Origin of the sequence: Metabacillus arenae, from assembly GCF_014773385.1 — a bacterium.
In the GTDB taxonomy this organism is placed as follows: Bacteria; Bacillota; Bacilli; order Bacillales; family Bacillaceae; genus Metabacillus_D; species Metabacillus_D arenae.
In genome coordinates this window covers 1-13,021 of sequence record NZ_JACXAI010000016.1, presented here as the reverse complement: position 1 = coordinate 13,021, position 13,021 = coordinate 1, and the positions used below count along the sequence as shown (strand labels likewise).

Annotated in this window: 11 protein-coding genes; 1 reads left to right on the top strand and 10 read right to left on the bottom strand. The window is 38.4% G+C overall.

Annotation, left to right across the window (positions count from 1 at the left end):
* Positions 1-12 precede the first annotated feature (12 nt).
* The 10 genes from IC621_RS13005 to zapA form a co-directional block, all read right to left on the bottom strand.
* On the bottom strand, positions 13-990 hold the full coding sequence (locus IC621_RS13005) for an electron transfer flavoprotein subunit alpha/FixB family protein (RefSeq protein WP_191158749.1): 978 nt from the start codon (positions 988-990) through the stop codon (positions 13-15).
* 216 nt (positions 991-1,206) lie between these two features.
* Positions 1,207-1,980, bottom strand: coding sequence for an electron transfer flavoprotein subunit beta/FixA family protein (locus tag IC621_RS13000; RefSeq protein ID WP_191158748.1), 774 nt, complete (start codon positions 1,978-1,980; stop codon positions 1,207-1,209).
* Positions 1,981-2,154: 174 nt separating this feature from the next.
* Positions 2,155-2,928, bottom strand: coding sequence for an enoyl-CoA hydratase (locus IC621_RS12995; protein WP_191158747.1), 774 nt, complete (start codon positions 2,926-2,928; stop codon positions 2,155-2,157).
* Between the two features lie 61 nt (positions 2,929-2,989).
* Positions 2,990-3,574, bottom strand: coding sequence for a TetR/AcrR family transcriptional regulator (locus IC621_RS12990; RefSeq protein ID WP_191158746.1), 585 nt, complete (start codon positions 3,572-3,574; stop codon positions 2,990-2,992).
* 322 nt (positions 3,575-3,896) lie between these two features.
* Positions 3,897-5,585, bottom strand: coding sequence for an AMP-binding protein (locus tag IC621_RS12985; RefSeq protein WP_191158745.1), 1,689 nt, complete (start codon positions 5,583-5,585; stop codon positions 3,897-3,899).
* Between the two features lie 277 nt (positions 5,586-5,862).
* The gene (locus IC621_RS12980) at positions 5,863-6,267 is read right to left on the bottom strand and encodes a DUF350 domain-containing protein (RefSeq protein ID WP_191158744.1); all 405 of its coding nucleotides are present in this window, start codon (positions 6,265-6,267) and stop codon (positions 5,863-5,865) included.
* A 10-nt stretch (positions 6,268-6,277) separates the two neighbouring features.
* Positions 6,278-8,638 (bottom strand): endonuclease MutS2, encoded by a 2,361-nt coding sequence (locus IC621_RS12975; RefSeq protein ID WP_191158743.1) that lies wholly within the window; start codon positions 8,636-8,638, stop codon positions 6,278-6,280.
* Between the two features lie 29 nt (positions 8,639-8,667).
* Positions 8,668-10,386, bottom strand: coding sequence for a DNA polymerase/3'-5' exonuclease PolX (gene polX / locus IC621_RS12970; RefSeq protein ID WP_191158742.1), 1,719 nt, complete (start codon positions 10,384-10,386; stop codon positions 8,668-8,670).
* A gap of 281 nt (positions 10,387-10,667) precedes the next feature.
* The gene (locus tag IC621_RS12965; RefSeq protein ID WP_191158850.1) at positions 10,668-11,213 is read right to left on the bottom strand and encodes a CvpA family protein; all 546 of its coding nucleotides are present in this window, start codon (positions 11,211-11,213) and stop codon (positions 10,668-10,670) included.
* Positions 11,214-11,221: 8 nt separating this feature from the next.
* Positions 11,222-11,479, bottom strand: a complete 258-nt coding sequence (gene zapA / locus IC621_RS12960; RefSeq protein ID WP_191158741.1) for a cell division protein ZapA — start codon at positions 11,477-11,479, stop codon at positions 11,222-11,224.
* Positions 11,480-11,922: 443 nt separating this feature from the next.
* On the opposite strand from zapA, the gene rnhC reads away from it, so the two are divergent.
* Positions 11,923-12,864 carry a ribonuclease HIII gene (gene rnhC, locus IC621_RS12955; RefSeq protein ID WP_318153039.1) on the top strand — a complete coding sequence of 314 codons (942 nt, stop codon included), beginning with the start codon at positions 11,923-11,925 and terminating at the stop codon, positions 12,862-12,864.
* Positions 12,865-13,021 lie beyond the last annotated feature (157 nt).

Here is a 13,021-nt window from a genome sequence, read left to right as displayed (position 1 = left end):
TATGATTGCTTTTTATGAATGGACATTTAACTTTTTAAATTCTTGTGTTAATAATGGTACTACTTCAAACAAGTCTCCTACGATTCCATAGTCAGCTATTTTAAAAATATTTGCTTCAGGATCTTTATTAATCGCAACAATTACTTTAGAGTTGGACATTCCTGCCAGATGCTGAATTGCACCAGAGATCCCGCATGCGATATACAAGTCAGGCGTAACGACCTTACCAGTTTGACCTATTTGCAGAGAGTAATCGCAATAATCCGCATCACAAGCACCCCGCGATGCCCCTATGGCCCCGCCTAAAACATTTGCAAGCTCTTTTAAAGGCTCAAAACCATTCGAGCTTTTCACTCCGCGCCCTCCAGCAACAATAACCTTTGCTTCAGATAAGTCAACCCCTTCCGTCGCTTTGCGTATAACCTCTTTTACAATGGTTCGAAGGTCTTTAATATCAACAGATAAGGAAGAGATCTCACCTGTATGTGACTCATCCTTTTCTAAGGAAGCAATATTGTTTGGTCTTATCGTAGCAAAAATAATATCTCCCGTTACAATCTTCTTCTCAAATGCTTTACCGGAATAGATAGGACGGGTAAAAACTATGTTTCCACCTGCTATTTCTACATTTGTTGCATCAGATATTAATCCAGTATTCAGTTTGGCTGCTAATTTTGGAGATAAATCTTTTCCTAAGGCTGTATGACCGAATACAATCCCGCCCGGCTTTTCACTTTCGATTACTGCCAGCAATGCTTGTGAATATCCGTCTGGTGTATAAGCTTTTAGCTTTTCATTTTCTATTTTGACAACTCTATCTGCACCGTATTGAAGCATTTCATCGGCTAAGCTTGAAATATTCTTTCCTACAAGCGCAGCAACCACTTCTCCGCCTTCTGCAACGGTTTTTGCAGCAGCGAGCGCTTCAAAGGATACATTTCTTAAAGTTTGCTCTCTTACTTCTCCTAAAACTAAAACTTTTCGTGCCATAATGGTTTCCCCCTGTAAAAATATTCTCCGTGTTATCTCCCTGAAAAAATGCTGACGCATTTTCTAGAAATCAGAGGTGTGAAGTGATGTAATCGGCGAAAATGCCGGTTTCTTTTTTAAAAACCACCCTACCCCTTTAATACTTGATGGTGAGCTTAAACATTCTGATATTAAGAAAATTTGCCGATGAGCCAATTTCTATTAAAAAAGCCACCCTTAAATAACTTTCGCTTCTGTACGGAGGAGTGAAACTAATTCTTTTACTTGGTCTTCAATGTCCCCCTGCAATACTTTTCCAGCTTCTTTGCTTGGCGGCAAAAAAATTTCCAATGTTTTCGTTTTCGCCTCGACATCGTCTTCATTAAGATCTAAATCATCTAATTCAAGCTCTTCCAATGGTTTTTTCTTCGCCTTCATAATTCCTGGTAAGGATGGATAACGAGGCTCGTTAAGACCTTGCTGTGCTGTTACAAGTAAAGGCAGAGTGGTTTCAATGACTTCTTGATCCCCCTCAACATCACGAACAATTGTTGCTTTGTTCCCCTCAATCGTAAGCTTTGTAATAGTTGTTACATACGGAATATCCAGCAATTCTGCCAAGTGAGGCCCAACTTGCCCAGACCCTCCATCGATGGCAACATTTCCGCCAAGAATAAGGTCAACTTCCTTGCCTTTAAAATATTCTCCTAAAATCGTTGCAGTTGTATACTGATCCCCTTCATCCAAGTCATCTTCTGTATTTATTAAAACCGCTTTGTCGCATCCCATGGCAAGAGCTGTTCTTAATTCTTTTTCAGACTCTTCTCCGCCAACTGTTACTACCGTCACTTCTCCACCCTCAGCATCACGTATAGTGATCGCTTCTTCAATCGCATATTCATCATATGGATTAATAATGAATTCAGCTCCATCTTCGGAAATTCGTCCATTGCTCACAGACAGCCTTTCTTCTGTATCAAATGTTCTTTTCATAATGACATAAATATTCATCGTCTTTCCCCCTGTATTCGTTAAGACATATTATTAGAAAAAAGCTTTTCGAGTCTTCTTTGAAGTTATATTAGAGGTGGGAATTGATGAAATCGGCGAAAGAACCGACTCCTTATTCAATAAACCACCCTATAAACAATAATAAATGAATAGAACAAATTGATTTGAAAGCAATTATTCCCCTTTAAAATACGGCTTTCTTTTTTCCAAGAAGGCTTGTATTCCCTCTTTTGCATCAGCACTTTCAAATACTTCTCCAAAGTAGTCGGATTCTTTTGTTACAGCATCATGATATGATGGCGGCTTTGCTGCATTCAATAAGTCGATAGTTGCACGTACTGAAATCGGGCTTTTCGAAGCAAATTTTTCAGCTAATTTCTTTGCTTCTGCTAATAGCTTGACCTCCGATACTGTACGACTTGCCAAACCATATTCAACAGCTTGTTTTCCGGTAATTGGCTCACTTGTCAGCAACATCTCAATTGCTCTTTCAGTGCCGACATATTTCGGCAGCCGCTGAGTTCCTGCAAACCCTGGAATCAATCCTAATTGAAGTTCTGGCAGTCCAAGCTTTGCATCCTCTGTGACCAAACGGAGATGACATGCCATCGCCAGCTCCAATCCGCCACCTAATGCAGCTCCATGGATAGCAGCTATAACCGGTTTGGAATAAGTTTCAATTCTTTCAAAAAGCTGTTGGCCTCTTTTCGCCAGTTTTGAAAACTCAATTCCATTCTCTACAGTTGTAAATTCCTTAATATCGGCACCTGCCGAAAAGAATTTTCCTTCTCCATGCATTACAATTACCCTTACCTCCCGGTTATGCTCCAGATCATCCAACAAAGATGAAAGCTCTTTCAAAACTTTAGATGACAAGGCATTAGCTGGAGGATGCTGAATTGTTATTGTTGCAACGTATTGTTCCTTTTCTACTCGCAAGTATTGCATTAGACATTCCCCTTTTTATGAAAATCGGTGAATAAAAACAATAAATTATTAGGATGCAGGATTAATGATTCCCGCACCCTGACACAATCAGTTCATGAACTTCTTTCGCCGTTGCTACCAGATCATATTTTTGATCGTTCATGACCCAGGTCGTTACCATTTCATCAATGGTTCCAAAGATCATTTGCCTTGTTAACCTAAGGTTTAGGCTTTCTCTAAATTCACCAGCTCTTTTGCCTGACTGAATAATCTCATCCACAACATCTAAATAGCCCTTCAAAACTTCATTTATACGAAGCCTAAGATCTTTGTTTGACTGTCTCAATTCCAACTGTGTGACAATCGCTAGATGAGGTTCTTCTGCAAACCAGGTAAAATGTTTTTCAACTAACAAATATAATTTCTCTGCTGATGATGTCTTTCCTGCTATTTCAGAACGAATTTTCTCGATAAACACACCCATCTTTTCTTGAAACAGTGAAACCAGTATATCTTCTTTATTTTTAAAATAAAGATAAATGGTTCCATCTGCTACTCCAGCTTGTTTAGCGATCTTGGATACCTGTGCCTGATGGTATCCGTTTTCGGCAATTACAATGACAGCTGCATCAATTATTTGCTTATATTTCGGTTTTTGTTGTCTCAATGTATCCTCGCTACCTTTCAAAATAATGAATGAATAGTCATTCATAAATTAATCATAAAAAGGATTTCTTATTCTGTCAAGCATGAAACAATTTTTTCATTATTTTTGTCAATTCATTAAATAATGATCACAGAGCGATTGTCCATTTGTGATCCGGAATAAGACGAGTCGGCAGAAAGGATTCTTAACCTTTTGTTTGCTTGAGCTCCCCAGGAGGGGGAGAGGAGGGCTATGTTGAAAAGTGCAGGCCATCGATTGCTACTTCGATGCTAATTAAGCTTTTTATATAAAAGAACAATGCCGCCTAATAGACGGCGAATGATTAATTCGCGTTTTTTAATTTTTCTTTTTCTTCATCAATCAGAGCTCTTCTTAAAATTTTTCCGACAGCTGTTTTCGGCAATTTGCTGCGAAATTCGTAAATTCTTGGTACTTTAAACGCTGCAAGATGCTTTCGGCAAAAGTCATTAAATTCCTCTTCTGTTGCATTCACATCCTCTTTTAATACGATATAAGCTTTTACCGTTTCCCCGCGGTAAGGATCTGGAATTCCTGCAACAACAACTTCTTGAACTTTTTCATGTTCATAAAGAACTTCTTCGATTTCTCTTGGATATATATTGAAACCGCCTGCAATAATCATGTCTTTTTTACGATCAACGATATAAAAGAAACCATCTTCATCCATGTAACCAATGTCTCCTGTTAATAACCATCCGTTTTTTAAGACAGCATTTGTTTCCATTTCCTTTCCCCAATATCCTTTCATGATTTGTGGACCTGAGATGGCAATTTCGCCAAGTTCATTTGGAGCAGCTTTTTCACCCGTTTCCAATGATATAATGATTGAATCTGTATTTGGCCAAGGAATTCCAATACTTCCCTTTCGCTTCTCTTCCCATAAAAGATTAGAATGAGTAACAGGAGATGCTTCTGATAACCCGTAGCCCTCTACTAATCTCCCGCCTGTTTGCTTTTCAAATCTTTCCTGAACCTCAATAGGAAGAGGTGCAGATCCGCTGATACAACAATCAATTGAAGAGAGGTCATAAGACTTAAGGTCAGGATGATTTAATAAAGCTATATAGATAGAAGGTGCTCCAGGAAAAAGGGTTGGCTTTTGCTTATGAATCGCTCTTAACGTATCAGCAGCATCAAATTTAGGGAGTAATACCATTTTAAAACCTTTCATGATCGAAAGATTCATGACAGTTGTCATTCCATATACATGGAAAAATGGAAGCAATCCCAGCACTGTTTCTTTTCCCTCTTCACATTTATACATCCATGCGGCACACATTTGTGTATTGGCAACTAAATTTCGATGTGTGAGCATGACACCTTTTGGCAAACCGGTGGTTCCGCCAGTATATTGGAGAAGAGCCACATCCTGTTCTGTATCTATTTCTATCTCCTTAACAAAAGGTTTTGCTTGTTTCATAATTGAAGTAAATAAGTGAGTATTATCATTGTGTTGAATTTTGACTACTAGTTGATTTTGCTTTTTCTGAACAAAAGGATAGAGTATATTTTTAGGAAAGGGTAAGAAATCCTTTATTCCGGTTACAATAATATGCTTCAACGATGTTAGCGCTTTCACTTTTGAAACCCTTGGATAAAGCAAATCTAATGTAATGATATACTTTGCCCCGCAATCTTTCATTTGATATTCCAGCTCTCGTTCCATATAAAGTGGATTCGTTTGGACAACTATCCCGCCAGCATATAGTACACCGTAATAGGCAATCACAGCTTGGGGACAGTTTGGAAGCATGATGGAGACTCGCTCCCCTTTTTGCAGACCAAGCTCTTGCAAATAATTCCCCAGCTTTAACGATTTTTCGTAGACTTCTCTAAAGGTTAATTCCTTCCCTATAAAATGAATAGCAGTTTCATGTGGATAATTTACTGCGGACCGTGTCAAATAGCTTTGCAATGGCTTAGGCTCAATTACAAGCTCATACGGTATTTCTTCCGGGTAATTTTTAGCCCAAATTTTCCCTTTGTCCATCCGAATTCCTCCCCTTTATTATCTTTCAAGACTTTCGGATTATAGTTAAGTATATCAGAGTATATTCAGAAATATAAATATTTTTAGATTTTTGAGCAATTTAAGAGAAGCTCTTGAATTAGATTATGAGTATGATAGGCCGTTTCACAAATTTAAAAAAGCGGGGATTCCCCCGCAAGCTTAGGCTAAAAACAATAAAAAGATAATTCCGATTAAAATAAATGCTCCGCAACAAGTAAGCAAAACCTTTGCCAACGTTTCCACATACAGCCTCCTCTTAAATCCCTGCTCCTATAACATAGGACAGTCCTACTGAAATAACCAATGAAATAAAACCTACAGCTCTGTTATCGTTTTCTATTTCTTCGTCAATTTTAAACCTTAGAGTTAGAAATTCAAAGATGAAATAACCCAGCAATAAAAGCACAAAGCCAAAAAGTCCCCATCCGATCATTTGAAACAATGTATCATGCTGACTAATTGAATGGCTGAACACATTTGCAATCCCAAATATTTTTCCGCCTGTTGCCATCGCCACGGCCATATTTCCTTTCTGAATTTCTTCCCAGTTTTTATATTTTGTTACCAACTCAAAAATGGTAAGAAATAAAACTGCACAAAGGATGGCCACACTGTAGTTTGCTGCATTTTGAACTAAATCATTTTCCCAAAAAGTTTTCATAATTATCTCCCTATTTTAGTTCTACGACCGTTACTCCGGTTCCACCTTCCCCAGCTTCACCAAACCTTAAATTTTTAACGCTTCGATGATTTTTCAACAGCTCTTGAACACCTTTTCTTAAAGCACCAGTTCCTTTTCCGTGAATGATCGAAACTCTTGGATACCCAGCTAATACAGCATCATCTAGATACTTTTCAACTTTTAATAAGGCATTTTCAAAGCGTTCTCCCCGTAAATCGAGTTCAAGTGAAACATGATAATCCCGGCCCTTAACAGTCGCCAGAGGCTTTTGCTCTACTTTTTGCGGACGGCTAATGTATTGTAGATCTTTTTCCTTCACTTTCATTTTCATAATGCCCATTTGAACTTGCCATTCTTTGCCCCCAACTTTTTCAACGAGATGACCTTTCTGGTCGAATGTAAGGACCTTCACTTCGTCTCCAGGCAATAGCTTTTGCGCTGCCGTTTTTTGTTTCGAAATGGCCTTAGCTGATTTATCAAATGAAGGAACAGCACCCTCAAGCCGTTTTTTCGCTTCAATCAATTCATGATCTTTAATCTCAGCATGATGTTCCTTTTTCATCTTGCGCAGTTCACGGATAATCTTATCTGCTTCTTCAGTCGCTTCATTTAGCTTCATTTCCGCTTTACGCTCAGCTGCTTCGTATAGTTTATCCCGTTGTTGATTCAGTTCAAGGATTTGCTGCTGAAGCTCTTTATGAAGCTGTTCAGCTTCCTTTCTAAGCTCATGGGCAGCTGAAAGTTCGCTTTGGGCACCTTTTTTACTTTCCTCTAAAGAAGCAATCATTGAATCGACTTCATTTTGATCTGCACTCATATGAGATTTTGCCCTGCTGATTACAGAATTCATTAGCCCCAGTCGTTTTGATATTTCAAACGCATTGCTTCTTCCTGGCACACCAATGAGAAGTTTATAGGTAGGACTTAATGTTTCGACATTAAATTCAACACTTGCGTTAACAACACCTTCTCGATTATATCCATAAGCTTTCAATTCAGGATAATGGGTAGTTGCGACAACTCTTGCTCCCCGGTTATACACTTCATCTAAAATCGAAATAGCAAGCGCAGCTCCTTCTTGAGGATCTGTACCTGCTCCTAGTTCATCGAATAAAACTAAGCTCTCATGATCCATATGTTTTAAAATTTCAACAATATTGACCATGTGTGAAGAAAAAGTACTGAGACTTTGTTCAATTGATTGTTCATCACCAATGTCAGCAAACACTTGCTTGAATACGGTAAGCTCTGATCCATCCATTGCCGGGATCTGCAGACCTGATTGTCCCATTAATGTAAGCAGTCCGATCACTTTCAAAGTAACCGTTTTTCCTCCAGTATTTGGTCCTGTTATAACAATCGTAGTAAAATCTTTTCCAAGCTCGATATCATTTGGTACGACATCATCTGGTGAAAGCAAGGGATGTCTTGCTTTCATCAGGCGAACATAGCCCTTATTGTTCATTTCAGGTTTAGTCGCTTTAATTTGCTTTGCATATCTCGCTTTCGCAAACATGAAATCCATATCTGCAAGTATCCTAACATTAAAAAGGATTTCTTCTGTATGCTCAGCCACTCTGTCTGATAACTCCCTTAAAATCCGTTCTATTTCTACTTTTTCTTTCACCCTTGTCTGTTGCAGCGTGTTATTTAGATCGACAACTACTTGAGGCTCGATAAATAATGTAGCACCAGATGATGATTGATCATGAACGATGCCGCCGTAGGATGAACGGTATTCTTGTTTAACCGGGATGACGAACCGGTCATTCCTAATTGTGACAATGGCATCTGAAAGCATCTTTTGAGCAGAAGAAGACCGGATCATTGATTCCAATTTGTCTCTTACTCTGGACTCGAGTGTTCTTAATTGCTGCCGCAAATTTCTCAATGTGTCACTTGCATGATCCAATACTTCTCCATAGTCATCAATGCATTGATTGATTTTTCGTTCTAAATCAGTATGTGGAACAATGCCGCGAGCAAGGTTATCTAAATGTGGAATCGGAAGCTCTTCTTCTAATAACTCTTCAATGAAATGCTTCATTTGTCTTGAAGCATATAGCGTTCCAGAGATTTCTGTAAGCTCTGCAGGGCTGAGCATTCCGCCGATATTGGCTCTTTTGGCTGAGGATCGAATATCTACAAGACCCCCTAATGGAGCTTGTCCCTTTAATCGCAAAACATTGGCAGCTTCGTCTGTTTGTTCCTGTGCTGATACAACTTCTTCAAAATTTGTTAAAGGCAGAAGCTCATCAACCTTTTCTCTTCCTAAGGAAGAAGATACATGCTGGACTAATTGTTCCTTTATTTTTTCATATTCTAACGCCTTAAGTACGCGTGGTTGCAAAGATTAAAACCTCCTCGATCATTTAAGAACTATGATCCGCGTTTTAGAAATTTCTTTAGCTTTTCAATATCCCATGTATTCACAACATTTTCAGCTTTTAACCATGCTTTTTTTCCTGCTGAAACACCAATGGTCATATGGTCAAGCATCTCTATATTATGAGCATCCGTATTGATGACCAGTTTAACTCCAGCTTCTTGAGCTTTTTTTAAATGCTCCATGTTTAAATCCAGCCGATTTGGATTTGCGTTTAATTCAAGTACAGTATCTGTTTCTTTTGCTAAATTCACGAGCATATCAATGTCAACATCATACCCGTTTCTTCTGCCGATTAGACGGCCAGTTGGATGGGCAATAATATCAACATGCTTATTTTCAAGGGCTGTTTTAAGCCTGCTCATAATCACTTCTTGCGGCTGTGAAAAACTAGAATGAATGGAAGCGATGACAAGGTCCAGCCCCTCTAGAAGGTCATCATCATAATCAAGAGTCCCATTAGGCAAAATATCCATTTCAATTCCGGTGAAAATGTGAAAATCATTATACTTTTCATTAATTCTCTTAATTTCTTCTCTTTGAGCTTTTACACGTTCAGGTGTTAGCCCATTCGCAACCTTTAAATATTGTGAATGATCAGTAATCGCTATATATTGATAGCCTTTTTGCCTGCATGCTTCCGCCATTTCCTCAATTGTGAACGCTCCGTCGCTCCATGTGGAGTGCATATGGATATCGCCTTTTATATGGGAGAGCTCTATTAGTGTTGAATCAGGCTGATAGTGTTCTACTTCGCTGCCATCCTCCCTTAGTTCAGGAGGGATATAGGGCAAATCAAAATGTTTATAAAAATCCTGCTCTGACTTAAATGTCTTGATTTCGCCTGTTTGAGAATTTTCTACTCCGTACTCACTAATTTTTTCTTTCCGTTCTTTTGCTAATTGTCTCATTTTTACATTATGATCTTTTGAGCCGGTAAAATGATGTAAGGTTGTTGCAAATTCTACTTCTTTTACTAACCGGAAATCAACACTGATTTCAAAATCATATTCTAAATCAACAGATACTTTCGTCTCTCCGTTTGCTATAATACTCGTTACATTAGGTAACTCAACTAGCTGCTTTCGTACTGATTGAACATCGTCTGCAGAAATAATAAAATCGAGATCTTTCACTGTTTCCTTCATTCTTCGCAGGGATCCTGCTCTTGAGTATCTATTAATCCCCTTCATCTTTTCAAGAGAAAGCTCGATTTGATCTGCCACCTTCAATGCCCAAGCCAGCGGGACTCTTTCAGGTCTTGTCCCTGCCTCAGCAATTGAGGCAAGTATTTTCTCTTCTGTCTTCTTGCCAAACCCTGCGAGGTGCTGGACTCTGTTGTTTTCACAAGCATCTTTTAAAGCATCCAAACTATCAACTTGTAATTCTTGATAAAGCTTAGCAATTTTTTTGCCGCCAAGCCCTGGAAGTTTTAATAACGGGAGCAGCCCTTCAGGTACTTCTTCTTTTAATTTTTCAAATGTTTGACTTGCACCTGTATCTACGAACTCCTCAATCACAGCTGCAGTTCCCTTCCCTATGCCTGAAAGAGCCGTAAAATCCTCAATTGATGAAAGGCTTCTATCATCCTGTTCAAGAGCATTTGCCGCCTTCCGAAATGCTGATATTTTAAATGAATTTTCTCCTTTTAGCTCCATATAAATGGCTATGGATTCAAGTAGTTTAATAACATCTTTTTTATGAACATTCATTACATTCACCTCTAGTTCCTTAGGTAACATACGATCTACTAAACAAAATGATACAAACTTTTTTTAAAAAGTACAATATGAGCAGCTTATGAACACATATCGATCACTATTAGACTTCATTATGATCACTGGTATAAAGTCAAACAGAAAGGAGTGGAGTTTTCCTAATAAAGTTTTATAGGAGAAGCTTTTTTTACGTACAAACCAATGCAGTTCGTACCTTTGCCTGAATGTTTCCAAAACTCGAAAAAACTTCTCACTACGGAGAAGTTAGAGAACAGCTATGAATTCAAGCCATATTTTAGCCATAATTCATTTATCATATCTGAAAAGTATGGTGTGTGATGAACGATTAAATTAGCAAATACAGAACCATTTAATGCAGTTTGAAATTGCTCAATTGGGACAAGTCCGCCAATAAATAATAATATTAAAAGAATTAAATAGATTTCTAGAAACCCGAGAATACCGCCTGCCCACCTGTTTAGCTGCTTTAATATAGGCAATAGTGTTACAAAATCAAGCATTGACCCAACAATATGCATGACAATTTTAGTTCCGATAAATAATAGAACAAACGCTACTGCATTATAATAAGCATTTTCGAGGTTATCTCCACTAAGAAAAGAAATTACCTCTGAACCTTCCCCAAAGGTCGGGTAGGGTACCCAAAGAGTTAGCTTCGGGGCAAGGTCATCATAATATTTATAAGCTACTATATATGATATTATAAAGCCGGTTAAATGGATAAATTGAAGGATAAATCCACGTTTTAATCCGACCAATGTTCCGATTACCAGTATGGCAATTAAAGCGAGATCAAGCATCAGTTTGTTCAATCCTTTTCTCTTAATTGTCTCTCCAATTTTTCATAGTCTTCTTTTAGCTTTAAGTATTCGTGAACGGTATTAACTGCAGTCAATACCGCTAATTTATTCATATCTAAAGCAGGGTTTTTACTGTTCATATCACGCATTTTATCATCAACAATTGAGGCTACCAGGCGCATATGACTAGTGCTTTCAGTACCGACAATTGAAAATTGCTGTCCATATATATCAACTGTGGTTTTCGTTTTAGGGCGGTTAGACAACGTTAATCCTCCATTCTAGAAAATCCTAATCTTTATCTTAACATGTTTTTTTCCAATATGGAAAGAAGTGTCCATTCAAGTTAAGATAGAGAAGAAACACTTTTGCTTCATCAAACTAATCGAATATCAGCTTCCTTCAGATAAAGTGAAACCTCAATCAGCGGGGTTTTCTTCATCCGCCACTGATTGGGAGCCCGAGGCACACAGACTTTGCCACGGACGAGGCGCTTTTAGTCTGTGTGCCTTTTTCCCGGACCCCTGCGGCAAGTTATCCCCCACCTTTCTTCTTTATTCCTCTGAAGATTGAGGAGGGGTTTTATTGCCCGTTAAAGTGGGAAAAACCAAAAATCCCCAACCGTCCTTCTTTGATTCCTTCAAAGGTTGAGGCAGAGGGTGACTGCCCTTTAAAACGGGACAAACACAAGAAGAAAGGATTGTTGTTTTTGTCACATAAAGTAATCATGGTTGATCCAATTACATTAAACAAAATGAAACAGCATTACCAGGAATATGTACAGCCAAAAGTACCGCCAGGAGCTGTCTTCACTGCAAAAAAAAACGGTTCCACGATTACAGCTTATAAGTCAGGAAAAGTTCTTTTTCAAGGCAACGCATCACTTGCAGAAGCAGCCATTTGGGGAACACTTGAGCAAAAACAAAAAACGACTATAAAGAAGCATTCGAAGCCGGCAACGATTTTTAGTCCGCCGAAAAATATTTCAACGCTTTCTATTATCGGCTCTGATGAAGTAGGAACAGGTGATTATTTTGGACCTATCACTGTCACAGCTGCATATGTCCGGCGGGAACAATTTGAGTTGTTGAAAGAGCTTGGGGTTAAAGATTCAAAAAACTTGAAGGATCCCCAAATCATTTCAATTGCAAAAGATTTGATCCATACAATTCCATACAGCCTGCTTGTTTTACATAATGAAAAATATAACACCTTGCAGCAATCGGGGATGTCGCAAGGAAAAATGAAAGCTTTACTGCATAATCAAGCCATCGGGCATTTAAAAGAGAAGATAGGTCCCGAAGAGCCTGAAGCTGTGCTGATCGATCAATTTGTTGACCCTGCTATTTATTTTAAGCATTTATACGGAAAATCCTATACAAAAGAGAATACTTATTTTAGCACAAAAGCGGAAGGAATTCATCTTGCAGTCGCAGCAGCGTCCATTATCGCAAGATATTCATTTGTTAAGGAATTTGAAAAGCTTTCAGAAAAAGCTGGGATATTGCTGCCTAAAGGAGCAGGTTCCCAAGTGGATATTGCCGCAGCAAAATTAATGAAAAAGCATGGGTTTGAAACCCTCAGACAGTTTACTAAGCTTCATTTTGCTAATACGGAGAAGGCGAAAAAGCTTGCAAAGTTTGAACTCTGACAAGACACCGAGAATTTAATTAAATCGATCTTTCTGTTCACATAAAAAAGCTTGTAGATAGATTAAAATGTACCCTTTGTAAAGGACATTTAAAAAAAGCCTAGGCAGCTTTAAGAAGATGATCTCTGTATTGAACAGGGGTCATCTTTTTTAAATT